This window comes from Halomonas sp. BC2 (genome assembly GCF_002078115.1).
GTDB lineage: Bacteria > Pseudomonadota > Gammaproteobacteria > Pseudomonadales > Halomonadaceae > Vreelandella > Vreelandella stevensii.
In genome coordinates this window covers 61,519-87,463 of sequence record NZ_LFGT01000003.1, presented here as the reverse complement: position 1 = coordinate 87,463, position 25,945 = coordinate 61,519, and the positions used below count along the sequence as shown (strand labels likewise).

25 protein-coding genes and 4 tRNA genes are annotated in these 25,945 nt (G+C 59.0%); 12 read left to right on the top strand and 17 right to left on the bottom strand.

Going from position 1 to position 25,945, the window contains the following annotated elements; translation table 11 throughout:
- Window positions 1-46: 46 nt before the first annotated feature.
- From B7L71_RS01840 to B7L71_RS01825, 4 genes are all read right to left on the bottom strand, one after another.
- Complete coding sequence (locus B7L71_RS01840; protein WP_081135574.1) at window positions 47-1,552, bottom strand: fumarate hydratase; 1,506 nt, start codon at window positions 1,550-1,552, stop codon at window positions 47-49.
- A gap of 229 nt (window positions 1,553-1,781) precedes the next feature.
- A complete protein-coding gene (gene uvrB, locus B7L71_RS01835) occupies window positions 1,782-3,806 on the bottom strand; it encodes an excinuclease ABC subunit UvrB (protein WP_081135571.1) in 2,025 nt (674 codons plus the stop codon).
- 17 nt (window positions 3,807-3,823) lie between these two features.
- Complete coding sequence (locus B7L71_RS01830; RefSeq protein ID WP_081135568.1) at window positions 3,824-4,231, bottom strand: OsmC family protein; 408 nt, start codon at window positions 4,229-4,231, stop codon at window positions 3,824-3,826.
- Window positions 4,232-4,429, bottom strand: a complete 198-nt coding sequence (locus B7L71_RS01825; protein WP_016913800.1) for a hypothetical protein — start codon at window positions 4,427-4,429, stop codon at window positions 4,232-4,234.
- 217 nt (window positions 4,430-4,646) lie between these two features.
- Between B7L71_RS01825 and ygfZ the strand changes: the two genes are divergently transcribed.
- Window positions 4,647-5,597 (top strand): CAF17-like 4Fe-4S cluster assembly/insertion protein YgfZ, encoded by a 951-nt coding sequence (gene ygfZ, locus B7L71_RS01820; RefSeq protein ID WP_081135566.1) that lies wholly within the window; start codon window positions 4,647-4,649, stop codon window positions 5,595-5,597.
- A 17-nt stretch (window positions 5,598-5,614) separates the two neighbouring features.
- Here ygfZ and B7L71_RS01815 read toward each other — a convergent pair whose 3' ends face one another.
- From B7L71_RS01815 to B7L71_RS01800, 4 genes are all read right to left on the bottom strand, one after another.
- Window positions 5,615-6,388, bottom strand: a complete 774-nt coding sequence (locus B7L71_RS01815; protein WP_081135563.1) for a TatD family hydrolase — start codon at window positions 6,386-6,388, stop codon at window positions 5,615-5,617.
- A 46-nt stretch (window positions 6,389-6,434) separates the two neighbouring features.
- A complete protein-coding gene (locus B7L71_RS01810; RefSeq protein ID WP_081135561.1) occupies window positions 6,435-8,024 on the bottom strand; it encodes a peptide chain release factor 3 in 1,590 nt (529 codons plus the stop codon).
- 161 nt (window positions 8,025-8,185) lie between these two features.
- Window positions 8,186-8,395 carry a putative motility protein gene (locus B7L71_RS01805; protein WP_016913796.1) on the bottom strand — a complete coding sequence of 70 codons (210 nt, stop codon included), beginning with the start codon at window positions 8,393-8,395 and terminating at the stop codon, window positions 8,186-8,188.
- 87 nt (window positions 8,396-8,482) lie between these two features.
- Entirely contained in the window at window positions 8,483-9,724 is a 1,242-nt protein-coding gene (locus B7L71_RS01800) for an NAD(P)/FAD-dependent oxidoreductase (RefSeq protein ID WP_081135558.1), read from the bottom strand.
- Between the two features lie 348 nt (window positions 9,725-10,072).
- Between B7L71_RS01800 and amt the strand changes: the two genes are divergently transcribed.
- The gene (amt, locus tag B7L71_RS01795; RefSeq protein WP_081135555.1) at window positions 10,073-13,447 is read left to right on the top strand and encodes an ammonium transporter; all 3,375 of its coding nucleotides are present in this window, start codon (window positions 10,073-10,075) and stop codon (window positions 13,445-13,447) included.
- Between the two features lie 94 nt (window positions 13,448-13,541).
- On the opposite strand, the gene B7L71_RS01790 is transcribed toward amt, so the two are convergent.
- The 4 genes from B7L71_RS01790 to B7L71_RS01775 form a co-directional block, all read right to left on the bottom strand.
- Window positions 13,542-13,616, bottom strand: a tRNA-His gene (locus B7L71_RS01790).
- A 32-nt stretch (window positions 13,617-13,648) separates the two neighbouring features.
- A tRNA-His gene (locus B7L71_RS01785) sits at window positions 13,649-13,723 on the bottom strand.
- Window positions 13,724-13,780: 57 nt separating this feature from the next.
- Window positions 13,781-13,857 (bottom strand) — tRNA-Arg (locus tag B7L71_RS01780).
- Window positions 13,858-13,953: 96 nt separating this feature from the next.
- Window positions 13,954-14,030 (bottom strand) — tRNA-Pro (locus B7L71_RS01775).
- A 205-nt stretch (window positions 14,031-14,235) separates the two neighbouring features.
- On the opposite strand from B7L71_RS01775, the gene folD reads away from it, so the two are divergent.
- Together folD and mtnN are read left to right on the top strand one after the other, a co-directional pair.
- Window positions 14,236-15,096: a bifunctional methylenetetrahydrofolate dehydrogenase/methenyltetrahydrofolate cyclohydrolase FolD gene (folD, locus tag B7L71_RS01770; RefSeq protein WP_016913793.1), complete on the top strand. Its 861-nt coding sequence runs from the start codon at window positions 14,236-14,238 to the stop codon at window positions 15,094-15,096.
- Between the two features lie 48 nt (window positions 15,097-15,144).
- Window positions 15,145-15,852, top strand: a complete 708-nt coding sequence (gene mtnN, locus B7L71_RS01765; protein ID WP_016913792.1) for a 5'-methylthioadenosine/S-adenosylhomocysteine nucleosidase — start codon at window positions 15,145-15,147, stop codon at window positions 15,850-15,852.
- Between the two features lie 42 nt (window positions 15,853-15,894).
- Here mtnN and pyrC read toward each other — a convergent pair whose 3' ends face one another.
- Window positions 15,895-16,932 carry a dihydroorotase gene (pyrC, locus tag B7L71_RS01760; protein WP_081135553.1) on the bottom strand — a complete coding sequence of 346 codons (1,038 nt, stop codon included), beginning with the start codon at window positions 16,930-16,932 and terminating at the stop codon, window positions 15,895-15,897.
- Window positions 16,933-17,082: 150 nt separating this feature from the next.
- Here pyrC and B7L71_RS01755 point away from each other — a divergent pair, with 150 nt between their 5' ends.
- The 3 genes from B7L71_RS01755 to B7L71_RS01745 are packed head-to-tail and all read left to right on the top strand — an operon-like array spanning window position 17,083 to window position 19,354.
- Window positions 17,083-17,499, top strand: a complete 417-nt coding sequence (locus tag B7L71_RS01755) for a hypothetical protein (protein WP_016913790.1) — start codon at window positions 17,083-17,085, stop codon at window positions 17,497-17,499.
- A gap of 6 nt (window positions 17,500-17,505) precedes the next feature.
- Window positions 17,506-18,777, top strand: coding sequence for an ATP-binding protein (locus B7L71_RS01750; RefSeq protein ID WP_016913789.1), 1,272 nt, complete (start codon window positions 17,506-17,508; stop codon window positions 18,775-18,777).
- Between the two features lie 37 nt (window positions 18,778-18,814).
- Window positions 18,815-19,354: a response regulator transcription factor gene (locus B7L71_RS01745; RefSeq protein WP_016913788.1), complete on the top strand. Its 540-nt coding sequence runs from the start codon at window positions 18,815-18,817 to the stop codon at window positions 19,352-19,354.
- On the opposite strand, the gene B7L71_RS01740 is transcribed toward B7L71_RS01745, so the two are convergent.
- Together B7L71_RS01740 and hybE are read right to left on the bottom strand one after the other, a co-directional pair.
- Window positions 19,351-20,124 carry a 3-hydroxybutyrate dehydrogenase gene (locus B7L71_RS01740; protein WP_016913787.1) on the bottom strand — a complete coding sequence of 258 codons (774 nt, stop codon included), beginning with the start codon at window positions 20,122-20,124 and terminating at the stop codon, window positions 19,351-19,353. The two genes, B7L71_RS01745 and B7L71_RS01740, sit on opposite strands and share 4 nt — an antisense overlap.
- Window positions 20,125-20,217: 93 nt before the next feature.
- Window positions 20,218-20,649 carry a [NiFe]-hydrogenase assembly chaperone HybE gene (gene hybE, locus B7L71_RS01735; RefSeq protein ID WP_081135550.1) on the bottom strand — a complete coding sequence of 144 codons (432 nt, stop codon included), beginning with the start codon at window positions 20,647-20,649 and terminating at the stop codon, window positions 20,218-20,220.
- A 150-nt stretch (window positions 20,650-20,799) separates the two neighbouring features.
- On the opposite strand from hybE, the gene B7L71_RS01730 reads away from it, so the two are divergent.
- Together B7L71_RS01730 and B7L71_RS01725 are read left to right on the top strand one after the other, a co-directional pair.
- Window positions 20,800-21,063, top strand: coding sequence for a GrxA family glutaredoxin (locus B7L71_RS01730; protein ID WP_081135547.1), 264 nt, complete (start codon window positions 20,800-20,802; stop codon window positions 21,061-21,063).
- Window positions 21,064-21,192: 129 nt separating this feature from the next.
- Complete coding sequence (locus B7L71_RS01725) at window positions 21,193-21,960, top strand: DUF1338 domain-containing protein (RefSeq protein ID WP_081135545.1); 768 nt, start codon at window positions 21,193-21,195, stop codon at window positions 21,958-21,960.
- A 24-nt stretch (window positions 21,961-21,984) separates the two neighbouring features.
- Here the strand turns inward: B7L71_RS01725 and B7L71_RS01720 are convergent, their stop codons facing one another.
- Both B7L71_RS01720 and B7L71_RS01715 read right to left on the bottom strand, forming a co-directional pair.
- Complete coding sequence (locus tag B7L71_RS01720; protein ID WP_016913783.1) at window positions 21,985-22,647, bottom strand: CoA transferase subunit B; 663 nt, start codon at window positions 22,645-22,647, stop codon at window positions 21,985-21,987.
- A 47-nt stretch (window positions 22,648-22,694) separates the two neighbouring features.
- Complete coding sequence (locus B7L71_RS01715) at window positions 22,695-23,393, bottom strand: CoA transferase subunit A (protein WP_081135542.1); 699 nt, start codon at window positions 23,391-23,393, stop codon at window positions 22,695-22,697.
- A gap of 186 nt (window positions 23,394-23,579) precedes the next feature.
- On the opposite strand from B7L71_RS01715, the gene B7L71_RS01710 reads away from it, so the two are divergent.
- From B7L71_RS01710 to B7L71_RS17515, 3 genes are all read left to right on the top strand, one after another.
- Window positions 23,580-24,476 carry a LysR family transcriptional regulator gene (locus tag B7L71_RS01710; protein ID WP_081135540.1) on the top strand — a complete coding sequence of 299 codons (897 nt, stop codon included), beginning with the start codon at window positions 23,580-23,582 and terminating at the stop codon, window positions 24,474-24,476.
- A gap of 151 nt (window positions 24,477-24,627) precedes the next feature.
- Entirely contained in the window at window positions 24,628-25,509 is an 882-nt protein-coding gene (locus B7L71_RS01705) for an acyltransferase (protein WP_081135537.1), read from the top strand.
- On the top strand, window positions 25,446-25,945 hold a 500-nt coding region (locus tag B7L71_RS17515), incomplete at its 3' end, for a LysM peptidoglycan-binding domain-containing protein (protein WP_249273150.1). The genes B7L71_RS01705 and B7L71_RS17515, both read left to right, overlap by 64 nt.

Genomic DNA, 25,945 nt, shown 5'->3' with positions numbered 1-25,945 from the left:
GGGGCTTCCGATCACTCACCCGGTCACCCGGGTTGCCTATCGGCCATCAGGCCTTTTGAGCAATGATCTCTTTCCATTTGGCAGGCCCCGTCTGGTGCACTGACGTGCCCTGGCTATCGACGGCGACCGTGACCGGCATGTCTTCTACCTCGAACTCATAGATGGCTTCCATCCCGAGGTCCTCGAAGCCCACTACACGAGACTGCTTGATGGCCTGGGCCACCAGATAGGCAGAGCCCCCGACCGCCATCAGATAGACGGCCTGGTTGTCGCGAATCGCGTCGATGGCCGCCTGGCCACGCTCGGCCTTGCCTACCATTCCCAGCAGCCCCGTCTCTTCCAGCATGGTACGGGTGAACTTGTCCATACGAGTGGCGGTCGTTGGCCCAGCTGGCCCAACGACTTCATCACCTACCGGATCTACTGGCCCGACGTAGTAGATGAAGCGACCTTTCATGTCTACCGGCAGCGGCTCACCTTTGGAGATCATGTCGACCATACGCTTGTGCGCCGCATCACGGCCGGTCAGCAGTTTTCCGTTGAGCAGCAGCGTGTCGCCTGGCTGCCAGGTGCTGACCTCTTCAGGAGTGACCGTATCGAGATTCACGCGCTTGACGTTATCACCCGCTTCACGAGTGATTTCCGGCCAATCTTCCAGCTTGGGAGCTGGCAACGAGACGGCACCGGAACCATCCAGAGTGAAGTGCGCATGACGCGTCGCCGCACAGTTGGGAATGATGGCCACCGGCTTGTTGGCCGCATGGGTGGGATAATCCTTGACCTTGATATCCAGCACCGTGGTCAAGCCGCCCAGCCCTTGGGCACCGATACCACTCTTGTTGATCTTGTCGAACAGCTCCAGACGCAGCTCTTCTGCCCGGTTGCTGGGGCCACGTGCCTGAAGGTCCTGGATGTCGATCGGATCGAGGAGCGCTTCCTTGGCGATTTCCATGGCCTTTTCGGCGGTTCCACCAATCCCGATACCCAGCATGCCGGGCGGGCACCAGCCAGCACCCATCTTGGGCAACTGTTCCATGACCCAATCCACCACGCTGTCGGAAGGGTTGAGCATGGCAAACTTCGATTTTGCCTCGCTACCGCCGCCCTTCGCTGCCACGTGAATATCGACCTTGTCGCCAGGCACGATCTTGTGATGGATGATGGCGGGCGTATTGTCCTTGGTGTTTTGGCGCTTGCCATCCGGGTCCGCCAGAACCGATGCACGCAGAACGTTATCGGGCAACTGGTAGGCCCGGCGCACACCTTCGTTGATCATGTCATCCAGGCTGAGATCCGCGTCCCAGGTCACGTTCATGCCGACATGCACGAATACCGTCACGATACCGGTGTCCTGGCAGATGGGACGATGGCCCGTGGCGCACATCCGTGAGTTGATCAGGATCTGAGCAATGGCATCCTTGGCCGCCGGATTCTCTTCGCGCTCATAAGCGGCTGCCATGGCATCGATGAAATCCTTGGGATGATAGTAAGAGATGTACTGCAGAGCATCGGCAACGCTTTGAATCACGTCGTCCTGGCGAATCACGGTCATGGATGAACAGCTCCTCGGTTATCGTGCTGAGTGCGACCTTCTCGGCCGTCTAAGTGTGCAGGAAGTATACCGTATTGAAGCAGCCACGGCAGCCAATACAGGCCCACGCTACTGCTCCGAGCGTAAGGCTTTGGTCTGACGAATCCTCAACAGACAAGATAACGGTATAACTAAGCTGCTTCTCGATACGATCCGCGGCACGCCGGATTTCAGGGCCTTCAGGCATCGCCTACCCCAGCGCCAGCTGCTGTTCTTTCATGCGGTGCACCTGATCACGCAGTCTCGCCGCCTCCTCGAACTCCAGGTTCTGGGCGGCCTCGAACATGGCGTCTTCCAGCTTGCTGATGGCCGCCAGCAGGTCTTGGCGACTCATGGACCCCACGTCATAGCTACCCTCAGGCTCGGCCACCTTGCGCTCGTTGCCACGACGACGGGAGCTCTTCTTGCCGGGCGTTTGGGCGGCTTCGAGAATGTCGGCCACCGAACGCGTCACGGTGGTCGGCGTGATGCCATGCTCTTCGTTATGGGCCATCTGCTTGGCGCGGCGGCGCTCGGTTTCGTCGATGGCCTTGAGCATCGAGTCGGTAACCCGGTCACCGTAGAGAATCGCTTTACCGTTGGCGTTACGCGCCGCGCGGCCAATGGTCTGGATCAACGAACGCTCGGCACGCAGGAAGCCCTCCTTGTCCGCGTCCAGAATGGCGACCAGCGACACTTCTGGAATATCCAGCCCTTCACGCAGCAGGTTGATCCCCACCAGCACATCGAACTTGCCCAGCCGTAGATCGCGGATGATTTCCACCCGCTCGACAGTATCGATATCGGAGTGCAGATAGCGCACCCGAATATCGTGTTCGTCGAGATAGTCGGTCAAATCCTCGGCCATACGCTTGGTCAGCGTGGTCACCAGCACGCGCTCGCCCACTGCGGTGCGCAAGCCGATTTCGGACAGCAGATCGTCGACCTGGGTGCTGGCAGGGCGCACTTCGATTTGCGGGTCGAGCAGCCCCGTGGGGCGCACCACCTGTTCGACCACCTGACCGGCATGCTCTGCTTCATAAGGCCCCGGGGTGGCCGATACGAAGATGGTCTGTGGCGAAATCGACTCCCACTCTTCGAACTTCATCGGCCGGTTGTCCAGCGCGGAAGGCAGGCGGAAGCCGTACTCCACCAGCGTTTCCTTGCGGGAGCGGTCACCTTTGTACATGCCACCCACCTGGGGCACGCTGACGTGGGACTCATCGATGAAGAGCAGCGCATCGTCGGGCAGGTAATCGAAAAATGTCGGCGGCGGCTCGCCAGGAGCACGGCCAGACAAGTAGCGCGAGTAGTTTTCGATGCCGTTGCAGTAACCCAGCTCCAGCATCATTTCGATGTCATAGAGAGTGCGCTGTTCCAGGCGCTGGGCTTCCACCAGCCGCTCATGCTTTCTCAGCCATTCGAGCCGCTCTTTAAGCTCCCCCTTGATGGCATCGATGGCCTCCAGGATGGTTTCCCTAGGGGTGACATAGTGCGACTTCGGGTAGATCGTCATACGCGGCACTTGGCCACGTATCTCCCCCGTCAGCGGGTCAAACAGGCGGATGGAGTCGATCTCGTCGTCGAAGAGCTCGACACGCACAGCCTCTTCATCGGCGTCGGCCGGAAAGATATCGATTACATCACCACGCACACGGTAGGTGCCGCGACGAAAGTCCATGTCGTTGCGCGTGTACTGCAGCTCCGCCAATCGGCGCAGGAAGGCACGCTGATCGATCAGCTCGCCGCGGGTAAAGTGCAGGCGCATTTTCAGATACTGGTCCGGGTCACCCAGACCATAGATCGCCGATACCGACACGACGATCAAGGCATCACGCCTTTCCAGCAGCGCCTTGGTGGCGGACAGCCGCATCTGCTCGATGTGATCATTGATCGAGGCATCTTTTTCAATGAACGTGTCCGAGGAAGGCACGTACGCTTCCGGCTGATAGTAGTCGTAGTAGGAGACGAAATATTCGACGGCGTTGTCGGGAAAGAACGCCTTGAATTCGCCGTACAGTTGGGCCGCCAGCGTCTTGTTGGGCGCCATGACGATGGTCGGCCGCTGTAGTTGCTGCACCACGTTGGCCATGGTGAAGGTCTTGCCGGAGCCGGTCACGCCCAGCAGCGTCTGGTGGGCCAGGCCCGACTCCAGGCCGCTTACCAGGCTGCGGATCGCGGTGGGCTGGTCGCCCGCAGGCTTGAATTTTGACTGCAGACGAAATTCCTTGCTCATCATGGCTCCTGGGGTGGTCACTCGGTGCAAGTGGTGATCTCGATGGTGGCCTGGGTCATCAACCGCTGAATGGGGCATTTGTGGCTGATCTCTTCCAGCTTGGCTTTCTGCTCAGGGTCGCTGATACCGTGCAGTTCGAGCTGAACGGCCAGCCGGTAAACGCCCTTCTTTTCATCCTGGTCGTCTCGCTGCACCGTGACCGTAATGCCTCCCAACGGCCACTGCTTGCGCTTGGCATACATTTGTACGGTAATGGCCTTGCAGGTTCCCAAAGCGATATCGAAATAGTCGTGAGGGTCCGGCGCACTTTCATCGCCACCCACCACTGCGGGCACGTCTGCGTAGAGGTCTTCCAGGCCATTGACCTCGATACGCTGGCGAAACGCTCGGTTGCGCTCACTGATCACCACGATAGGCGGATGCATTCACGACACCTTGATGGGTAGTTTGAGCTGTTCGACCGCCTTGATCAGCGCGTCGCGCTTGGCGCGTCCTTCCACTTCGGCGCCATGACGCCCTACTTCGGCGCTGTCCACCCCATCCAGCATCATCAATGCCGTGGTGATCTTGTTCACCTGATCAGCGTTGGAAACCCCTTGAAAACTGAGTGATTGCACTGCCATGCGCTGCCCTTTTATGTGTTAATGAGTCTTGTTAAGTATATGCTAGCGGGATCGATCGGCGATACGACGCAAAAATTCTTGTGCAAGACCGATACGCGGAATTGAAGTTTAGCACGCGCAAGTGCGCTTGCAATTGCAGCCCACTGCCCGCACCTAGCGTAACCTATTGCCGCGCCTTTCACTTCATGTCGCGCAGCTTTCATCTTCAGGAGAGACCATGGCCACCGCCGAGACTCACCCCTTCACCGGTACCGTTTATTTGACGCACCTGGCAGCGCTGGACGTCACGGGTCCTGATGCCGAAAAATTTCTTCAGGGGCAAACCAGCGCCCAGGTCGGCCTCGCCAATGGACGCTTCGCCCCTCTCACGTGCTTTTGCACCCCCAAAGGGCGCATGCTGGCCAATGCCCAGCTGCTGCGCCTGGCGCCACAGCACTATCGGCTGGTTCTCGACGCCTCGCTGGCCGAGTCTCTGGCCAACCATTTGAAAAAGTTTGCCGCTTTCTACAAGACCGAGCTGACGATTGCCACATCCGTAACGTTCGTGGGCAGCAGCGCCCCGGACGCCTCGCTACTGGAGCAGGCAGGCGTGACGTTGCCCGATCAGGCCTATACGCATCATACCAGCCCCTTGGGCACCGCCCTGCGTATGCCGGGCACTCCTCGCTGGCTGCTGATGCTGGAAGAGACACCCCCAGAGAAGGCTTCGCAAGAGACGCTACAGCAAGCCTGGCAGTTGGCAGACATCCGTAGCGGCCTCGCCTGGTTGACGGCGGCACAGCCGGATCACTTCCTGCCACAAATGCTCAACTGGGAAGCGCTGGGCGGCATCAGCTTCAAAAAGGGCTGCTATACCGGGCAAGAAGTCGTCGCTCGGGCGCACTTTCGCGGCCAGGTCAAAAAACGCCTGGTGCATGCGCACGTGAGCGCCAGCGCATTACCCCAGATAGGTGACAGCCTGGTGGATAAGGAAGGGAAAGCCCTGGGTGAAGTCGTCAACAGCGCGTTCAGTGACGAGCAGCAGGTAGAGCTGCTGGCGGTCATGAATACCAAAGTGGCGGAGGAGCAGATCTCCGTCTACTGGCAAGCACAGCCAGTGAGCCTGCACGCGCTGCCTTACCCCATCGAGCGCCTGGACCCTGAAGCGCTAGCGGCTCAATTGAGCTGACACCAGCGGGGCAGCACTCACAGGCCGAAAATACGTGCAGCGTTGGCACTGCTCAGCGCTGCGACGTGTTCCAGCGATTGCTGACGCAGCTTAGCCACCTGCTCAGCGACGTGCTTCACGCGCGAAGGTTCATTGCGCTGCCCCTGGAAGCCACTCAGCGGCATATCGGGGCTATCGGTTTCCAGCACGAAGCCATCATCCGGCAATTTGGCCACCACGCGATGCAGGCGCTGAGCACGAGCGTAGGTGACGGCGCCTCCCAGCCCCAGTACAAACCCCGCATCCAGAAACCTTGCGGCCTGCTGGTAGGAACCGGCAAAGGCATGGATCATGCCGGGCCTCGCCAGTGCCCATTGATGAAGCCGCTTGGCCACGTCATCGTTGGCCTTCACACAGTGCACGACAGGGGGAAGCTGGCAACGGCTCGCGATACCGAGCTGGGCATCGAAATACTCCCACTGCTGCGAGAGACTCTCGCTGAAGCGACCATCGATACCACACTCGCCAATCGCCACCAGGGCGGTTTCCGGGCGGGTCAACTGCTGCTTGACCAGCGCCTCCAACGCCGCCAGGTCATCGGCGTGATGCCGAGCAATGAAATAGGGGTGAAGCCCGAGGCAGATGCTGACCCCGTCACTCTCGCCCAGCGCCAGCACATTCTGCCAGCGCTGGCGCACCGTGGCAGCCACGATGAAACCGGTGACGCCCACGGCCCTGGCCGCGGCGATGACGGCCTTTCGGTCTTCATCGAACTCCGTGGCATCCAGGTGGCAGTGGGCGTCAATGAGCATGGCAAGCGCTCTCGTTTGGGTAGGCCTCTTGAGGCGAGTCTTGAGATTAGTGCTCTCGGGTCGGCTGGAAACGGATATCCGGCCAGCGCTCCTGGGTCATTTGCAGATTGACCCGGGTCGGGGCAATATAGGTCAGGTAGCCACCGCCATCGATCGCCAGGTTGGCACTTGCCTTGCGCTTGAACTCTTCCAGCATTTTCGCATCGTCACAATAGACCCAGCGAGCCGTCTGCACGTTGACACCTTCGTAGAGACAATCGACCTTGTACTCTTCCTTCAAGCGGTGTGCGACGACGTCGAACTGCAGCGTACCTACTGCGCCAAGAATCAGGTCATTGTTATCCAGCGGCATGAAGACCTGAGTAGCCCCTTCCTCCGATAGCTGCTGCAGGCCTTTCTGAAGTGCTTTCATCTTCAGCGGGTCTTTCAGGCGCACGCGCTTGAACAGCTCCGGCGCAAAGTGCGGGATGCCCATGAAGCGCATGTCTTCACCCACGGTAAAGGTGTCACCAATCTGAATGGTGCCGTGGTTGTGCAAGCCGATGATATCGCCGGGCCAGGCCTCCTCCACGTGGGAGCGGTCCGAGGCCATGAAGGTCAGCGCATCGGCAATCTTGACGTCCTTGCCAATGCGCACATGGCGCATCTTCATGTTCTTTTCGTACTTGCCGGAACACACCCGCAGAAAGGCAATGCGGTCACGGTGGTTCGGGTCCATGTTGGCCTGGATCTTGAAAACGAAACCGGTAAAGCGATCGTCCTGGGCCGTGACTTCTCGAGTATCGGTCTCGCGGGGCTGCGGCGATGGCGCGTACTCGACGAAGCCGTCGAGCATTTCACGCACACCGAAGTTACCCATGGCGGTACCAAAATAGACAGGAGTCAGCTCGCCACGACGATAGGCTTCCAGGTCGAACTCATGGGAGGCGCCGCGCACCAGATCGACTTCCATGCGCAGCTCTTCGGCCTGCTCTTCGCCCAGAATGGCATCCACCTCCGGGTTGTCCAACCCTTCGATACGCTTGTCGTCAGGGATACGGCTGCCCTGCCCCTGGGTATAGAGGTGAATCACGTCGTTGTAGAGATGATAGACCCCCTTGAAGTGCCGCCCCATGCCAATGGGCCAGGTCATCGGGGCACATTGGATGTTGAGCACCGTCTCCACTTCGTCCATGACTTCGATGGGGTCACGAATATCGCGGTCCATCTTGTTCACGAAGGTGAGGATGGGCGTGGTACGCAGTCGACACACTTCCATCAATTTGATGGTGCGATCTTCGACACCCTTGGCCCCATCGATGACCATCAGTGCAGAGTCGACGGCGGTCAGGGTGCGGTACGTGTCTTCCGAGAAGTCCTCGTGTCCTGGAGTGTCCAGCAGGTTGACGATGCGTCCGCCGTAGGGGAACTGCATGACCGACGTGGTCACCGAGATACCCCGCTCCTGCTCCATCTTCATCCAGTCGGACGTCGCGTGGCGATCATTGCGCTTGCTTTTCACCGAACCGGCCATCTGAATGGCGTTTCCGAACAGCAGCATTTTTTCGGTGATGGTCGTTTTACCGGCGTCAGGGTGGGAAATAATGGCAAAGGTGCGGCGTAGCTCTGCTTCGCGCGCTAATTGAGCGTCAGACATGGAGTTCTCTAAATAGGGGGACTGCGTAATAACCAAAAAAAGCGCCAGACCAGTGGCGGGGTGCGCCTATGGTAACGCAACTCCCTGTCTGCGGCATACCAAAGCAAAAAACGCCGACAAGGTCGGCGTTTGGGTATTGAGAAAGGCGTTGTTCCAGCGGGTTAAGCGAAGGTATTGATTTGCGTACCGACGCTACCTTCCTGAGCAAGCTCGGGCTGCGCTGCCGAATCCGCCGACGCCAATACTTCCGTGACCTGATCGGCTTGCTGCTCCAGCGCATCTCTGAACATTTGCATCTGCGCCTGTTCCACAGTTTGCGCCTGATTCATGTAAAGCGCCGTGCTCACCGTATTACTGACCGCGACATCCATTGCGGAACCTCCATCTAGCGGAATTTCATCTACAGCCTAGCAAACATCCCTTCCGGGTGCCAAACAAACCGGAACGCCACTTGGCATCTAGAAGCGGTCCGCGCGGAACGGTGCCATATCGATGGCTGTCGGTTTATTCTCCATCATGTCGGCCAGCAGTTGGCCGGTAGCAGGCCCCAGCGTAAAGCCCTGGTGGCCATGCCCGAACGCCAGCCACAAGCCTGGATGGCGTGGCGCCGGGCCAATCACCGGCTTCATGTCCGGCAGACAAGGACGCGCGCCCTTCCAGGCACGCTCGTCCTTACGATCGGCCAGCGGAAAAATGGTCCGCGCCACGCTCTCTGCCGCCCCTAGCTGCTCTTCATCGGCCGGCGATTCCAGGCAATCCAGCTCCGCCCCCGTGGTCAGCCGCACGCCAGCGTTCATGGGCGCCAGCAGGTAGCCGACTTCTGCATCCATCAGCCAATAATGCAGCCTGGTGCCCGGTTGCGTGGTGTAGTGCATATGGTAGCCACGCTTGACGAACGTCGGGAAGTGGTAGCCCAGCGGCTTCATCCACTCTCCCGCCCAAGGGCCCAGTGCCATCACCACATCATCTGCCGTGAAGGTATCGGTGGCGGTGCTCACCTGCCACTGCGCCCCCTGCTGACTGACGCCGGTGATCTCCGCTTGTACCAGCTGGCCACCCAAAGCAACGAACGACTCGGCGTAGGCCGCTACCAGACCACCGGGATCAGCAACGGTCCAGGGGTCCAGCCAATGAATGGCCCCGATGATCTGCTCTCCCAGCTGGGGCTCTTTTTCGGCAACCCCCTGGCGGTCGAGCACCGCAAACTGCACACCATAGAGATCGCGGGCTTCCTCTGCTTCCTTGACACGCTTGGCCAGCTTCTCGGGGGTTCGATAGATCTCCAGCCAGCCCTCGCGACGTACCAACGCATCGGCACCTGCCGCTTCGATCATCGGCGCGTGGGCGTCGAGACACAGCTGGATCAGCGAGGCGTACTCCGGGACGATCTTCTTGTAGAGCCGCGACGACGAGTGGTGCCAATAACTGAGCAGCGGAGAGGCCGCCTTGATCATGCCGGTGGGCCGGTAGCGAATATCGACACGACGGTTAGGCAGCACGCTCAAAATGGTTTTCATATCGCGAGGAAACGGATACGGCCGTACCGCCTCACGCTGGATAATGCCCGCGTTACCGAACGAGGTTTCACGACCAGGCTGGCGGCGATCGATCAAGGTGACCTGAAAACCGCGCTTTTGCAGTTGCCAGGCGATACTGACGCCGACCATCCCTGCCCCTAAAACCACTGTTTGACGCGCCATTTTGATGCACTCCTTTCCGAAAGATGATGGTGCTACCAGCACTCTCCCCGGCAGCACTTCAGTGAATTGAAAAATATCACCATTCAAAGAGCAATTGCACAGTCATAAATACCGTTTTTTACCTATATTTCAGTTTTTAATCACGTAAAAAACCAAAATAAGGAGGAGTTCACTAGCCACGGCATGACATTTGCTTGATTCACATTAGCAGTGCTGAAAGCGTTCGTCACGGCGACAGGGATTCCTGCTCTCGTCACCCGACAGTGACGCATTTACCCACCCCCGAAGCACCAATGCAGTGCACACCCTGCACCAGGCAGCGACAAAAGCATCAACAAGGACTCGCACATGGCAATGATTCTGGAGACGAGGCTTCTCGATACCTTATGGGTGCTGTGGGCCGCCGCCATGGTATTCGTCATGCAAGCGGGATTCCTGTGCCTGGAGGCAGGCACTACCCGCACCAAGAATGCCATTAACGTCGCCATGAAAAACCTGGCCGACTTTGCGGTTTCGGTGACGGTTTTCTGGCTGATTGGCTTTGGCATGATGTTCGGTGTTTCCCAAGGGGGTTGGTTAGGGCTGTCGTTATTCGGCTGGGAGATGGAGACCAGCAACGCCTGGCTGATGACCGTGTTCATCTTTCAAGCCATGTTCTGCGCCACCGCAGCCACTATCGTGGCGGGCGCAGTGGCTGAACGCATGCCTTTCCTGGGCTACCTATGGACAGCCTTCTGGATAGCACTATTGATCTACCCAGTGTTTGGCCACTGGGCGTGGGGGGGCTTACTCGGTGGCACGCCCGGCTGGCTGGCCGCTCGTGGGTTCGTCGACTTTGCCGGAGCCACGGTAGTGCATAGCGTGGGCGGCTGGGTGGCCCTGGCCGCCGTTCTGGTGATTGGCCCCCGCACCGGGCGCTTTCGCGACGGCGTTAACGCCAACCCTTTTCCAGCGGGCAACCTGCCGCTGGCCATGCTGGGCGCACTGTTCATGATTCTGGGCTGGTTTGGCTTCAATGGTGGCAGTACCCTGGCATTGACCAGTGCCATTCCTGGCATTATCGCCAACACCCTGCTGGGCGCGACAGGCGGCATTCTATCGGCCATGTTGATGGGCTGGCGTATTCGTCGTTATGCCGACGTCATGTATGCGATCAACGGTGCCATTGCCGGTTTGGTCGCGGTCACGGCAGGTGCCCACGCCCTGTCGCTGCACGCTGCGTTCATGCTGGGCAGCGTTAGCGGCGTACTGATGGTGGCCGCCAGTGAGTGGCTGCTCAAAAAACGCGTCGATGATGCCGTAGGCGCCATTCCCGCCCACCTTGTCACCGGCATCTGGGGCACGCTGGCACTGCCCTGGGTGGCTAACCTGGAAGCGCTGGGCACCTCGCTAAGCCGCTGGGAGCAGTTTCAAGTTCAGCTCATGGGGGTGATCGTGTGCGGCGCATGGAGCTTTGGCATCGCCTGGCTACTGCTAAAGCTGAGCAAGCGCATCATGCCTCTGCGAGTTTCACCCGATGCCGAAAAGATGGGGCTCAATCTGGCGGAACATGGCTCCAAAAATGAGCTGCATCAGCTCCTCGAACACATGCGCCAACATGAACGCCAGGGCGACATGCGCCAGCGTATCGACGCCGACCCGTTTACCGAGGTAGGGGAAATCGCTGCCAGCTACAATCGAGTATCCGCCGCCCTGGAGCGCGCCGTAGGTCACACCCGCGTCATGCTGCGTAACCTGCGTGACGGCGTCTTGACCTGGCAGGCAGATGGCACGCTTACCAGCCTCAACCCTGGCGCCGAGGCCTTGTTCGGCGTACAAGCCCAACAGCTCATTGGGCAGCCCATCAGCACGCTGTTACCCCGCCGCTCCCTGGCGCCTGGCACACGGTTGGAAATCAAGCGACGCACCGAAGACCAACAGGTACGCTATCTCGAAATTCAGGTCAGCGAGGGGGCTGCCGGGTCACACTCGGAACGTTCAGGCATGGTGCGCGACATCACCGAGCGAAAACTGCTGCAGGAGCAGCTGAATCGAGAGCGCGATCTTGCCCGCACCACGCTCGCCTCCATTGGCGACGGGGTGATCACCTGCGATGCCAGTGGCAACATTACCTTCATGAACAGCGAGGCGCAGCGTTTGACCGGCTGGGACGCCAGCGATGCCCTGAACAAACCGATTCACCGTATCTATCAGCTGCGTGACGAACATAGCGACGAACCAATCAACAATCCCGCCCGCCATGTCCTGACCCAGCATCGTCCACTTCAATACACCGACCCCAGCATGCTGCTGCACCGCAATGGCAAGCGCTACCCGATCCAGCACAGCGCATCGCCTATTCGCTCGCGTAGCGGTATCACCCTGGGTGCCGTCGTGGTCTTTCAGGATGTCAGCCTGACGCGCAAGCTCTCCGAACAGCTCAGCTATCAGGCCTCCCACGACAACTTGACCGAACTGGTCAATCGCCGCGCCTTCGAGTCGCTGCTCGGCAAACTACTGGCACAGCCGGGAGGCGACCACACGCTTTGCTACCTGGACCTGGATCAGTTCAAGATCGTCAATGACACCTGCGGCCACCAGGCTGGTGATGAGCTGCTTCGTCAGGTGGCTCGCAAGCTGAAAGCGCATGTCCGCAGTAGCGATACCGTGGCACGTCTGGGGGGCGATGAGTTTGCGCTACTGCTGCCCGATTGCTCGTTGGAAAAGGCCAAACTAATTTGCGAAGCGCTACGCAGCGATATAGAGCAGTTCCGCTTTGCCTGGCAGGAGCACACCTTCGGCATCGGTGTCAGCATTGGGCTCGTCACCATTACCTCAGCCCACCCCATGCGCCTTGCCGACACGCTGCATGCGGCCGACGCGGCTTGCTACAGCGCCAAGGAGGCAGGCCGCAACCGGATCCACTGCTACCAGCCCGACGACCAGCTACTGCTGGAAAGACACGGGGAACTGCAGTGGGTACAGCGCTTGCAAAATGCTCTGGACAACGACACTTTCCGCCTGTTTGCACAGCCAATCTACCCTGTGTGCGCCCCTCACAAGGGATATCAGGAGATTTTGATACGTTTGGAAGAGCATGGTCAGCTGATCACCCCCGGCAGCTTTTTACCCGCCGCCGAACGCTACCATTTCATGCCACGCATCGACCGCTGGGTCATTCGCAACACGCTGGCCTGGCTAAGTGACCGCTGCCGCAGTGCCGAACCCGATATCGTTGGTCGCTGGGGGATCAACCTGTCTGGCGATTCATTGTCCGACAGCGATTTCTGTCATGAGCTGATTCGCCAGGTACGCGCCGCCAAATTACCCCCTGGCACTCTGTGCTTCGAGATCACCGAAAGCGCTGCCATCGCGCAGCTCTCGAAAGTCAGCGAGCTGATTCAAACCTTGAAGTCGATGGGCTGCCATTTTGCGCTGGATGATTTTGGAACCGGCCTGTCGTCGTTTGGCTATCTCAAACAGCTATCGGTCGACTATCTCAAGATCGATGGCCGCTTCATCCGCAATCTGCACCAGGACCCCATTGATTGCGCCATGGTGGAAGCCATTCACGCCGTGGGCAAGGCCCTGCATATCGAAACGGTGGCTGAATTCGTGGAAACGCAGGAAACCCTGGATAAGCTACACGAACTGGGCATCGACTATGCGCAAGGCTATCTTTTGGGCACACCCATGGAAATAACACGCGCGGAGGGAAGTAACATCAAAGTCATGCCAAGATAATCGTGCCACAGTAGGCGACGAAGGATAGGCGGATGATTGAAAACAACGAGAAGAGTAGAACGAGAATTTCGAGGAAGAAACATGATCAGGTTAATGGGGTGGATGATGGGGATCGAACCCACGACCACCGGAGCCACAATCCGGGGCTCTACCACTGAGCTACACCCACCACAACCTGGATACTGCAGAACGTTTTGTCGATGGGGTGGATGATGGGGATCGAACCCACGACCACCGGAGCCACAATCCGGGGCTCTACCACTGAGCTACACCCACCATGACAAAACAGATGCTTGATAATAACGACAGGAGAATACGATTTCGCATTCTTGATGGCACGCCCAGCAGGACTCGAACCCGCAACCTACGGCTTAGAAGGCCGTTGCTCTATCCGGTTGAGCTATGGGCGCACATAATGTATCCAAAGATACCGATGAGCACTTGACCACAACCAAAGCCTGGAAAGCAGTGTTACTTTTAACTTCAAGTAATCGGCTTCAAGTAAATGGTCGGGATGGAGGGATTCGAACCCCCGACATCCTGCTCCCAAAGCAGGCGCGCTACCAGACTGCGCTACATCCCGATACTTGCCTTGAACGCTGCTGCGTGTCCCGTCTCAAGCGAGGCATATATTACTATTTCTGATTCTAAAGTCAACACTTAAAGCGTTTGATTCGATCGATGCTTTGCCTGACCGCCCGGCCATGCGAAAATTGCACAGCCGAATTGCTCGCTTGCCGAGCCATATCTTTTGTTCGCTTCTCCATTTTCAATAGGGATCTCACTACATGACCGCCCAACTCATCGATGGTAAAGCCATCGCCGCTCATGTCCGTCAACGCGTTGCCGCCCGCATTCAGGCACGTCAGCAGGAAGGTGTGCGTGCGCCCGGACTAGCCGTGGTCGTGGTCGGCGAGGACCCAGCCTCACATGTCTATGTCAATAACAAGCACCGCGCCTGTGAGCAGGCAGGCATTCTCTCTTTCCAACACGCCCTGCCCTCGGATACCTCACAATCCGCCCTCGAAGCGCTGGTAGACGAACTCAACGCCGACCCCAGCGTCGACGGCATCCTGGTGCAGCTCCCTTTGCCGGCACATCTCGATGCCGGCCCCATTCTGGAGCGCATCCGGCCCGACAAGGACGTAGATGGCTTCCACCCCTACAACCTTGGCCGCCTGGCCCAGCGGCTGCCTTCTCTACGCCCCTGCACACCCAAGGGCATCATGACCCTGCTGACGCAAAGCGGCATTGCCGTACGCGGCATGGATGCCACGGTCGTCGGCGCCTCCAATATCGTCGGTCGCCCCATGGCGCTAGAACTTATGCTGGCAGGCTGCACAACGACGGTCTGCCACCGTTTTACACGCGACCTGGCAAGCCACGTCAGCCGTGCAGACCTGGTGGTGGTCGCCGTCGGAAAACCGGGTATCGTGAAGGGTGAATGGATCAAACCCGGCGCGGTCGTCATCGATGTGGGCATCAACCGCCAGGACGATGGCCGTCTGATTGGCGACGTGGACTTTACCGCAGCGGTCGAGCGCGCCAGCTACATTACTCCCGTGCCCGGCGGCGTAGGCCCCATGACGGTAGCCACTCTGCTCGAAAACACGCTGGAAGCCGCTGAGCGACACGATCAGCAGCATTGAACCCGGCAACGAACGCCTTATCCCCACCGACCCGCGGAGAACATCACGGTGCAACGTATTGGTATCATTGGCGCCATGGCGCAAGAAGTGAACATTCTGGCGAGCCAACTGGCGAGCGCTGAGCGTGCCGAGCATGCAGGCTTCGTGTTTCATACCGGCACGCTGCATGGCCTGGAGGTGGTCATTCTCCAATCCGGCATCGGCAAGGTGAACGCCGCTGTGGGAACCGCCATTCTGCTGGAACGCTACCAGCCAGACGCCATCATCAACACCGGGTCTGCAGGCGGGTTTGCCACAGACCTGGCCATTGGTGATGTGATCATTTCGGACGAAGTGCGCCACCATGACGTAGATGCCACGGTCTTTGGCTATGCCCTGGGACAGGTGCCCGGCATGCCAGAGGCTTACCCGGCCAGCGAACACCTGCGCAGCGTGGCACGCAGCGCCATTGCGGCCCTGGGCGAAGTGACGGTGCGAGAAGGCATGGTCGCCACCGGCGATTCGTTCATGGCCGACCCGGAGCGGGTAGCCAGGACCCGCGCCCAGTTCCCCACCATGCTGGCGGTCGAGATGGAAGGTGCCGCCATTGCCCAGACCTGTCATCTGTATGGCTGCCCCTTCGTGGTGATTCGCGCCCTGTCCGACATCCCGGGCAGCGGTGACAACCACCTCTCCTTCGAGCAGTTCCTCGAAGTGGCCGCCGACCACTCTTCACGCATGGTCAACCAGATGCTGTCGAAGCTCGCCAGCGAATGACCCTGAAACCCCCATCGCCGCCAGGCGATGGGGACTGACCTCTTACGCCTCCATCTGCCACGCCAGGGTTTCACCCGCCTGCAAAGGCACGATGGTCTGCCCTGCGGTATAAGGGTAGCTTTCCGGCAGTTGCCAATCACGGCGCACCAACGTAATCGTGTCGCCATTGGGCGCCAGCCCATAAAAACGCGGCCCATTCAGGCTGGCAAAGGCCTCCAGCTTGTCCAGTGCCCCAACCGACTCGAACGCCATGGCGTAAAGCTCGATAGCGGCAGGTGCCGTATAGGCGCCGGCGCAGCCACAGCTTGACTCCTTATCACCCTTGGCGTGAGGAGCACTGTCGGTTCCCAGGAAGAATTTCGCACTGCCGCTGGTGGCCGCTTTCAACAGCGCTTGACGATGCTGCTCACGTTTCAGGATTGGCAGGCAGTAGTAGTGAGGACGAATGCCCCCGGCCAGCATCTGGTTACGATTGAACAATAGGTGGTGAGCGGTGATGGTCGCTGCGACATTGTCCGACGCGTCAGCGACGAATTCAGCGGCCTGCTGCGTCGTAATGTGTTCGAACACGACCTTCAACGTCGGGTGACGAGCCAACAGAGGTTTCATGACGCGCTCGATGAACACGGCTTCACGGTCGAAGATGTCGATATCATGGTCGGTCACTTCGCCATGGACCAGCAACGGCATTCCCAGCCGCGCCATGGTGGCAATGGCCGCGTCGCAATGAGCGATATCGGTGACGCCGGAAGCCGAGTTGGTCGTTGCCCCCGCCGGATAGAGCTTGACCGCTTTGACCACACCGCTGGCGACAGCCCGTTCGATCTCTTCTGCGGGCGTCGTATCGGTGAGGTATAGCACCATCAGCGGCTCGAACGCACTACCCGCCGGCAAGGCCGCCAGGATACGTTCACGATAGGCCATGGCCTGCTCGGTCGTGGTCACCGGCGGTTTGAGGTTGGGCATGATGATGGCCCGCCCCATCTGGGCTGCGGTATGGCCTACCACCGCATTCAGCGCCTCGTCGTCGCGAAGGTGAAGGTGCCAATCGTCGGGGCGAGTGATCGTGATAGCGTCCACGGCAAGTCCTGTCTTGAAAGTGAAAGAGGGGTGTCACGGCTGCACAGTATACCCAATCGCCCCGCGGGATAAATCTGCACACGACCCCCACAGGCCCAGCCAAGTGTCGTATCATGACGCCACGTTGTAAGACCAAGGATGCTGTTGTTTATGCAGAACGTACGACGCTATGCGGATGTCATTGCCAGCATAGAGGGGTTGGTGTGGCTAGGCCTTGCCTGGTCGATCTCCATTTCCATGTATCAACAAAGTACCGAGCCGACGCTGGCCATGTTGTTCGTGGTAGGCGCGCTGCTGCTGTTCAGTTGGGCACACCGACCGCTGCGCTACCTGCTGATGCGTTACCATATCCGCAAGCGGCGCACCGACATGTGGATGCATACCTTGGCCCTGCCCCTGTTGCTGGCCATGTTTTTCCATATCCTGCTGGAAACGCTGTTGGGGAGTGCCTGGCTGCCACCCAAGATATTGCTGTTCAACCTGCTGGCATCGGCGGGTTGGTTAACCTTCGTCATGACGCTATTCATCAAGTTCGTGATTCATAGCGTCAAGACATCGAACAAGTAATCGTCCATGGCTACCGCCCTGCCCCTACCGCTCTCCACGCCCAACCGCAATCTGGTCCGGCTGACCATCGTCCGGGGGATTACCTGGACGGGCTTTCTGATGGCGATCATCGTCGGCATCGAACTGCTGGCGTTCAATCTGCCGGTCACGGCAGTGGTCAGCGTAGTCATTGCCATGGGCATGCTGAACATTGCCACCTGGTGGCGGCTGGGCCGCCCCAGGGCGGTCACCCATATCGAGTATCTGGCCCATCTGCTGGCAGACATTACCGGCCTGACGCTGCTGTTCTATTTTTCCGGGGGGTCTACCAACCCTTTCATCACCTACTACCTGGTGCCGGTGACCATTGCCGCTGCCACACTGCCGTGGCGACATGCCTGGATCATTGCCGCTTGTGCCATGGGCGGCTATACCTTCCTGATGTTTTTCTACCACCCCATTCCGCAGCTAGGTCATATCAGCAGTGACGGCCCTTTAAGCCTGCACGTGCTGGGCATGTGGCTCAATTTTGGCCTGTCGGCAGGGCTCGTGACTTTTTTCATCTACAAGATGGCCCATGCCCTACGCAGCCGCGACAAGGCACTGTCACGCACCCGGGAAGCCGCGCTACGCAACGAGCAGGTGCTGGCAGTGGCCACTCAGGCCGCTGGCACCGCCCATGAGCTAGGCACGCCGCTGTCGACCATGGCCGTGCTGTTGAAGGAGATGCAGACCGATGTAGCGCAAGGCTCTGCGCTCGCCGATGACATCGCACTGCTGCGCCAGCAGGTGGATATCTGCAAATCCCGGCTGCAGCACCTGGTCAACAATGCCGACCGACGCCGCATGGCCGAACCGGAAATCCTCGATGCCGAGATATGGCTGGCCGGCGTGGTTCAGCGCTGGCTGGTGATTCGTCCTGACGTCAACCACCATTTCGACGTGGCCGAGCGGCGGGGACGGCCGTGGATTGCCGTGGACGCCACCCTCGATCAGGCGCTCACCAACCTGCTCAACAACGCCGCCGACGCCAACCCCGAGCACATCGCCATTCGCCTGGATTGGCACGAGGAAAGCGTCGTGATCGATATCCGCGACCATGGCCCCGGTATCGCCATGTCGATTGCCGATCAGCTGGGCGACACCTTCGTGTCGACCAAGAGCAAGGGAATGGGCATCGGGCTTTTTCTGACGCACGCCACGATCAATCGGTTTGGTGGCGGTGTCAGCCTGTATAATCACCCGGAAGGGGGAACACTGACGGAAGTGACGCTGCCACGCTGCTCCGCACCGGGCTAGCCTGCCATCAGTGCCAAGTCAGACCATCGAGGATGCCATGCAGAACCAAGACCAGCGCCTGTTGATCGTGGATGATGATGAAATGTTCTGTCACGTACTGAGCCGCGCGTTGACGCGCCGTGGCTTCGAGGTGATGGTGGCCCATGACGCCGACCAAGCCATGGCGACCGCCGCGCAGTTCCTGCCCACCATGGCCACACTGGATTTGAAGCTCGAGCACAGCTCGGGGCTCAAACTGCTGCCCGAGCTGCTCAACACCGTGCCGGGCTGCCGTATCGTCGTACTCACCGGCTACTCCAGCATTGCCACCGCCGTCGAAGCCATCAAGCTGGGAGCCATCAACTACTTGTGCAAACCCGCCGACGCCGATGACGTCATGGCGGCCTTCGAGCACCCGGAAGCCGACCCCAACGTGGAGCTGGCCGACAACCCGCCCTCGATCAACCGCATTACCTGGGAACACATCCAGAAAGTGCTACAGGAGCACGATGGCAACATTTCGGCCACGGCAAGAGCCCTTGGCATGCATCGCCGGACGCTTCAGCGCAAGCTGCAGAAGCGCCCGGTACGCCGTTAGTGGGCGGTCCAGCCCAGGTCGATGTTCCAGCTGGCACCGGTCACTGCGCCCGCAGCATCCGACGCCAGATAGGCGACTAGCTGGGCCACTTCGGAAGGCTCGATCAGGCGTTTTACCGCTGCGTTTTTCAGCATGATCTTCTCGATCACTTCCTGCTCACCCATATTATTGAGCTTTGCCTGGTCGGCAATCTGATTGTCGACCAGCGGCGTCTTGACGTAGGCCGGACAAATGGCATTGGCCGTGATGCCCTGCTCACCCCCTTCGAGGGCCGCCGTCTTGGTCAGACCGATCATGCCGTGCTTGGCACTGATGTAGGCGGCCTTGCCGGGTGACGCCACCTGAGCATGGATAGAGGCGATATTGATGACTCGCCCCCACCCTTTCTGACGCATGTGCGGCCAGGCCGCCTGAGTCAGCAGGAAAGGCGCGGTGAGCATCAGGTCGATGATTTGCCGCCACTTCTCCTCTGGAAAAGACTCGATGGCCGCCACGTGCTGAATACCGGCATTGTTCACCAGGATATCCACGCCACCAAAGCGCTTCACGGCGTCGGCAATGGCACCACGGCAGGCGTCCGGGTCGGTCAAATCGGCCTTGTAGAACGCCGCACCGGCCTGATCGGCCACCTCCTGACCTGCCTCATTGAAATCCACTGCCAAGACCTGGTGACCCTGCTCGCAAAAATGCTGGACCACGGCGGCACCAATACCGCTGCTGGTACCGGTGACGACTGCAACACGGGGCGTTGACGCTTTATCTGCTGACATGCAGGCTTCCTTTTATCGAATCGACTGAAATGAAGGTATAAACGCTTAAAATTATAGGTGCAGTCTCGGGCTTCTGCCTTCTACCGAGTAAACTCAGAGAGTAGCAGGTGACATCAACTGCTCCATCATGCGCTGGGCAAGCCGAGACGCCTCTTGCAGGCTCTCCAGCTCGCTCAGGTCGTTCAGAATGCATCGCTGATAGAATTCGATACCGTTCGGCAAGCGCTCGAGCGTCATCCGATAACGGCCAGACGGCAAGGACACCACCAGGCTCTCTTCCAGGGGGGCCGACAGCGTTGCCTGCTCAGGCACCACCAGCATCCATAATGCACACGGGGTAATCAGCGCACCGACCAGGGTGCTGGCGCCGTTGATTCGCACCTCGCCGTATTGAAAACACAGCGCATCGACGCTCAATCGAGGGTTGTAGTGCGCCTCCTTTTTCAGCGCCGCTAACGATGCGTCTCGGTAGCTGATCGCCAACTCGGCCAGATAGCCATAGTCCTGGGCCTGCAAGGCTTGCATGAGAGTACTCCTGTGAACGCTCGGTGTTGCTGGCCCCCATTGTAGGGCTTTATGGAGAGCGTAGCGTCCTGCTATTGGCGAAACACCTCGGGCTACGCCACAATGGGGTGCTACTGTACAAGCCATACCTTATTCAACGGAGTCATTGCCATGTTCGTGGTTATTTTTGGGCGTATGTCCTGCCCCTTCTGTGTACGCGCCAAACAGCTTGCCGAGCATCTGGAAAACAGTGGCAAGATCGAAGGCTATCGCTACGTCGACATGCCCTCCGAAGGCGTTACCAAGGAAGATATTGCCAAAACGGCTGGCAAGCCCATCCACACCGTGCCGCAAGTCTTCATCGACCAGCAGCACGTGGGCGGGTACACCGAGTTCGACCAGCTCGTTCGCGACAACCAGCTGCTCGCCTCCTGACCCTGCCTGATCATCCGGCGTTAAAACCTTCATCGATTCGCGTTGAAGCTGCCACGACGCACTTGCCTATACTGAGCTTTTGATAACCGTGTTCGTTTTACCCAAGCCAGTAGGCGGCGAGGAATCCCGATGCAGCGCGAGGAGTTTTTACAACAGCTTTGGCTGGACTATATCCATAATCATCCGGATATCGGTGCACTCAGGCTATGGCCCATCAGCACCAGCGCAGAATACCTGACGCTGGTAACACTCAACCATGGCCCTTTCGCTACCAGTGCGCTTAGCGCCCCCTTGGCCAGAATGGGCTATCGTTCCGTCGGCCACTACGCCATGGCTGACAAAGGGTTACTGATTCACCTGCTGGCACCCAACGATGACAGTAGCTGGCTGGTGCTGGCGGAGCTGCAGGTCGGGGCGCTCTCCAGAACACCCAGAGAAGCCCTGACCGCTCTGATACAGCAGAGCCACCCCGCCGACTGCAAGGGCCACAACCTGCTGTGCCGAGGGCGTCCGTGGCCCATGCCAAGCTGGGCACTCTATCAACAGCTGTATACGGCACACCCATTGGCTGCCTGGCTGGCCGTCATGGGACCACGCCTGCATCATGCCGGATTCGATTGCGCCACGCTGGATGTCTCGCTGGACGCACTGGGCCTACAGCTGGAACACGTGGGGCTGCATGCCCTCGATAGCCAACAAAACGGGGTATTTTCGGTGTCCAGCCTGCTGGATCATCGCTTCTATCCCGCCATGCCGCAGAAAATCGTCTTCAGCGAAGGCGATGAGCACCGCCTTTGCCTCGGGGGGCTTTCACTGACACAACGCCACGTGGAAGATGATCACAAACGGCTAGCGGAAATTCTGCTACCGTTCCATACCCGCTGCGAAATGGCGTGAGTCGCGTTGACCCACGCCACCACGTCATGCGTCGAAGGTCATTTCCGGCACATGGTCGGGGACGATCAGCTTGCCCGCGGTCTTTTCGACGATCTCCTCGACGCTGACCCCAGGCGCACGCTCCTTGAGAATAAACGCGCCGTCCTTGATTTCAAGATAAGCCAGGTCGGTCAGAACACGGTTGATACAGCCAGCACCGGTCAGCGGCAGCGAGCATTTTTCCAGTAGCTTGGACTCACCATGCTTGGAAGCGTGAGTCATGGTGCAGATGATGTTCTCTGCGCCCGCCACCAGATCCATGGCGCCGCCCATGCCCTTGATGAGCTTGCCGGGAATCATCCAGGACGCAATATTGCCCTCCTGGTCCACTTCGAAAGCGCCGAGCACGGTCAAGTCCACATGCCCACCACGAATCATGGCGAAGGATTCGGCTGACGAGAAAATGGCCGCGCCGGGACGCGCCGTCACGGTCTGCTTGCCCGCATTGATCATGTCAGGGTCGACTTCTTCCTCGGTAGGAAAGCGCCCCATGCCCAGCAAGCCGTTTTCCGACTGCAGCATGACATCCATGCCGTCGGGGATATAGTTGGCCACCAGCGTGGGAATGCCGATTCCCAGATTCACATAGAACCCGTCCTGGAGTTCACGAGCCACTCGCTGTGCCATTTGTTCGCGTGTCAAAGCCATGGTGCCACCTCTTGTCGTTGAGCAGTAATGGAAAATAGGCAAACTGATTAGCTGCGCACGGTGCGCTGCTCGATACGTTTCTCGAACGTGCCCTGAATGATGCGATCCACATAAATGCCGGGAGTATGGATCTGACTGGGCTCCAGTTCGCCTGGCTCAACAATCTCCTCTACTTCTACCACGGTAATCTTGCCAGCAGTGGCGGCCATGGGATTGAAGTTCTGGGCAGTGTGACGGTACACGACGTTGCCGTAACGATCGGCTTTCCACCCTTTGACGATGGCGAAGTCACCCTTGATGGCCTCTTCGAGGATATAGTGACGACCGTCGAACTCACGCACTTCCTTGCCTTCACCAATCGGCGTGCCGTACCCGGTGGCCGTGAAGAACGCCGGGATACCTGCGCCAGCTGCGCGCATCTTTTCCGCCAACGTCCCCTGCGGCGTCAGCACCACTTCGATTTCATCATTCAGCATCTGCCGCTCGAACAGCGCGTTCTCGCCTACATAAGAGGCAATAATCTTGCTGATCTGGCGGTCTTCGAGCAGGATGCCCAGCCCAAAACCGTCGACACCGCAGTTATTGGACACCACGGTCAGGTCGCTGACCCCACGGCGCTTGATTTCAGCAATCAGGTTTTCGGGAATGCCACACAGGCCAAAGCCACCTGCAATCACGGTCATGCCGCTTTCCAGGCCTTCCATCGCTTCTTCATAGGAAGATACACGCTTGTCGAATCCTGCCATTGTGTTGCCTCACGTGGTTGGTAAAACGTTATCGGATATTGTTCGTTACGTGGTTGCTGACCAGTCTGGCACAAAAGCTGCGCGCTGGATGCAGTTGCTTCGATAGAGTCAGTGTTGTGCTTGATGATATATTTGTTAAGTTTGTTTTTCTTATCAATTTATTTTAATAACTTATAAAGAGTCCTCATGACCGTCAAGCAGCTCAGGGCCTTTCTGGCCGTGGCCCAAACACTCAGCTTTACTCAGGCATGCGAACGCCTGCATCTTTCCCAACCCGCACTTAGCCTGGCCATCAAGGGGCTCGAAGACTCACTGGGCGGCAAGCTGCTGATTCGCAGCACGCGTAGCGTTCGCCTCACCCCTGAAGGCGAGTCACTGTTTCCGTTGGCCAAGCACCTGCTGGCCCAGTGGGACAATACCGAAGAGCGCTTGCGCCAGCGCTTCACGCTACAGCTGGGCCGCCTGAGCGTGGCCGCCATGCCCTCATTTGCCTGTAATCTGCTACCCGGCGCGCTGGTCAAGTTTCGCCAGCGCTATCCCAAAATCAACGTCACCGTGCACGATGTCATCAATGAGGAAGTCATGGACATGGTGCGCTCCAGACAGGTCGAGCTGGGCATCGCGTTCGCCCCCGAGGGCGCTGGCAGCTTGAGCTTTACGCCACTCTTCGAAGATCAGTTCGTGGCCGTCGTCCCCCTCGACTCCCCGCTGGCCCATCGGCAAAGCCTGGATTGGCAAGCGCTGCTGCGCCACGACATGATCACACTGCAACGCCCCTCCATGGTAAGGCGCTTGCTGGAGCAGGAGTTGGCAAGGCAAGGTATCGAGCTTCCCGTGGCTTTCGAAAGCCATCAGCTCTCGACCGTAGGGCGCATGGTCGCGGCGGGGCTAGGCGTCAGCGCCGTGCCCTCCATGTGCATTCAACAAATGGACGAGCTAGGCGCCCACTGCCTGCCGCTGACCGAGCCCGGCATTGCCTGTCGAGTGGGCATATTGACTCACCAGGAGCTCTCGGTGGCCGCCCATGCGTTACGTAACGTACTCATCGAAAACATTAAAACTCCCGGACTGGCGCGCCACTGATCACGCCACGCACGGCAAAGTTATGCTGGGCAGTCTGCGCTTGTTCCATTAGCATTTGTCCCTACAGGCGCAGAGTGCTCCTGGCGCGCCTTCCCTCAGGGAGCCCTGGCAGCCGCTCTGTGCGTAGCATCAGTAGATCGAGGACCGCGGTATGCCAATCATCAAAGGGGCTGTCAGCATCTTGCTGCTGACGCTGAACACACTGGTTTGGGGTGTGCCCCTGATTATTTTGACGCTGCTCAAGGTCATCACTCCCGGCCGTAAAGCCAAGGAGTGGCTGCTGAAAGGACTGTGCGCGGTGGCCTTGAACTGGATCGGCGTGAACCTCTGGTGGATGCGCCTGTGGTTGAAGCCTCAGGTGTCCATTCAGGTGCCTGACAACCTAACGCCTGAGCAGTGGTGGCTGGTCATCTCCAATCACCGCAGCTGGACCGATATTTTCATTCTGTTCATGGCGCTGCACCGCCGCATCCCAATGCCGCGCTTTTTTCTCAAGCATCAGCTGATCTGGATTCCGATTGTCGGACTGGCCTTTTGGGCACTGGAATTCCCCTTCATGCGACGTTTTACCCGCGAGCAGATTGCCAGAAACCCAAAGCTGGCCACGATCGACAGAGAATCCACCGAGCGAACTTGCCGCCGTGCACGGCACGCCCCCATTTCGATTTTCAATTTTGTGGAAGGTACTCGCTTCACGCCGCTCAAGCGTGACGCTCAGCAGAGCCCTTACCGTCATCTGTTACGCCCCAAGGCGGGCGGCATCGGACAAGTACTTAGCCTGCTGGGCAACCAATTGGATGGTATCCTTGATGTCACCATCAGCTATGCCAATCCGACGCCAACCTTCATGGGCTTTCTGTGTGGCAAAGAAGCCCCCATTACCCTCGAAGCCCGGCAGATTGCCATCCCGGAGTGGATGCAGGATGCCAACTACCACGAAGATTCGCAGCACAAGGAACGCTTCCACGCATGGATCAATTCACTGTGGCAGGAAAAAGACGCGCTGCTGGACACTCTCAGCGATCACGACTAGGGCTTTGGCTGAGCGCTTGCCTGGTTGTCAGCCTGCTGGCGGGCTGTGCCAGCTCGACACCGGCGACCAGCCAACGCACTTCGGAAAGCAGCAGTGCCAGCGCATTGAGCGGTGGCTGGATCGAGGTAGGCCGAGGAGACACCTTGGGGCAGTTGGCAGCTCGCGCCAATGTGCCCATCGAGCGTCTGGAGCGTTTCAATCCGGGCGTCAATGCTCAGCGCCTGAACGTCGGCCAACGGCTGTTGATTCCCACCCAGCAGGAGCGCGCACCCTCAGGCGGGCCTTACCGCTATCAGGTACGCGCGGGTGATACCTACTCTGGCATTGCACGCCATTTCGGCACGACCACAGGCAGGATACAAAGCGCCAACCCTGGCACCCCCGCCACCGCACTGCGGGTGGGCCAGATCATCAGCGTACCCTTGAGTGGCAGCGG

What these genes read in the sequence shown, in the direction of transcription:
- uvrB (WP_081135571.1), bottom strand. Translation starts at nt 3,806, where the DNA reads ATGAGCAAGGAATTTCGTCTGCAGTCAAAATTCAAGCCTGCGGGCGAC.
- B7L71_RS01805 (WP_016913796.1), bottom strand. Translation starts at nt 8,395, where the DNA reads ATGGATGTCGCGGTCAGTAATACGGTGAGCACGGCGCTTTACATGAAT.
- ygfZ (WP_081135566.1), top strand. Translation starts at nt 4,647, where the DNA reads ATGGCCACCGCCGAGACTCACCCCTTCACCGGTACCGTTTATTTGACG.
- B7L71_RS01740 (WP_016913787.1), bottom strand. Translation starts at nt 20,124, where the DNA reads ATGTCAGCAGATAAAGCGTCAACGCCCCGTGTTGCAGTCGTCACCGGT.
- B7L71_RS01710 (WP_081135540.1), top strand. Translation starts at nt 23,580, where the DNA reads ATGACCGTCAAGCAGCTCAGGGCCTTTCTGGCCGTGGCCCAAACACTC.
- B7L71_RS01750 (WP_016913789.1), top strand. Translation starts at nt 17,506, where the DNA reads ATGGCTACCGCCCTGCCCCTACCGCTCTCCACGCCCAACCGCAATCTG.
- B7L71_RS01705 (WP_081135537.1), top strand. Translation starts at nt 24,628, where the DNA reads ATGCCAATCATCAAAGGGGCTGTCAGCATCTTGCTGCTGACGCTGAAC.
- folD (WP_016913793.1), top strand. Translation starts at nt 14,236, where the DNA reads ATGACCGCCCAACTCATCGATGGTAAAGCCATCGCCGCTCATGTCCGT.
- B7L71_RS01730 (WP_081135547.1), top strand. Translation starts at nt 20,800, where the DNA reads ATGTTCGTGGTTATTTTTGGGCGTATGTCCTGCCCCTTCTGTGTACGC.
- B7L71_RS01745 (WP_016913788.1), top strand. Translation starts at nt 18,815, where the DNA reads ATGCAGAACCAAGACCAGCGCCTGTTGATCGTGGATGATGATGAAATG.
- B7L71_RS01725 (WP_081135545.1), top strand. Translation starts at nt 21,193, where the DNA reads ATGCAGCGCGAGGAGTTTTTACAACAGCTTTGGCTGGACTATATCCAT.
- B7L71_RS01715 (WP_081135542.1), bottom strand. Translation starts at nt 23,393, where the DNA reads ATGGCAGGATTCGACAAGCGTGTATCTTCCTATGAAGAAGCGATGGAA.
- B7L71_RS01720 (WP_016913783.1), bottom strand. Translation starts at nt 22,647, where the DNA reads ATGGCTTTGACACGCGAACAAATGGCACAGCGAGTGGCTCGTGAACTC.
- B7L71_RS01840 (WP_081135574.1), bottom strand. Translation starts at nt 1,552, where the DNA reads ATGACCGTGATTCGCCAGGACGACGTGATTCAAAGCGTTGCCGATGCT.
- hybE (WP_081135550.1), bottom strand. Translation starts at nt 20,649, where the DNA reads ATGCAAGCCTTGCAGGCCCAGGACTATGGCTATCTGGCCGAGTTGGCG.
- B7L71_RS01810 (WP_081135561.1), bottom strand. Translation starts at nt 8,024, where the DNA reads ATGTCTGACGCTCAATTAGCGCGCGAAGCAGAGCTACGCCGCACCTTT.
- B7L71_RS01830 (WP_081135568.1), bottom strand. Translation starts at nt 4,231, where the DNA reads ATGCATCCGCCTATCGTGGTGATCAGTGAGCGCAACCGAGCGTTTCGC.
- B7L71_RS01755 (WP_016913790.1), top strand. Translation starts at nt 17,083, where the DNA reads ATGCAGAACGTACGACGCTATGCGGATGTCATTGCCAGCATAGAGGGG.
- B7L71_RS01800 (WP_081135558.1), bottom strand. Translation starts at nt 9,724, where the DNA reads ATGGCGCGTCAAACAGTGGTTTTAGGGGCAGGGATGGTCGGCGTCAGT.
- B7L71_RS01825 (WP_016913800.1), bottom strand. Translation starts at nt 4,429, where the DNA reads ATGGCAGTGCAATCACTCAGTTTTCAAGGGGTTTCCAACGCTGATCAG.
- B7L71_RS01815 (WP_081135563.1), bottom strand. Translation starts at nt 6,388, where the DNA reads ATGCTCATTGACGCCCACTGCCACCTGGATGCCACGGAGTTCGATGAA.
- amt (WP_081135555.1), top strand. Translation starts at nt 10,073, where the DNA reads ATGGCAATGATTCTGGAGACGAGGCTTCTCGATACCTTATGGGTGCTG.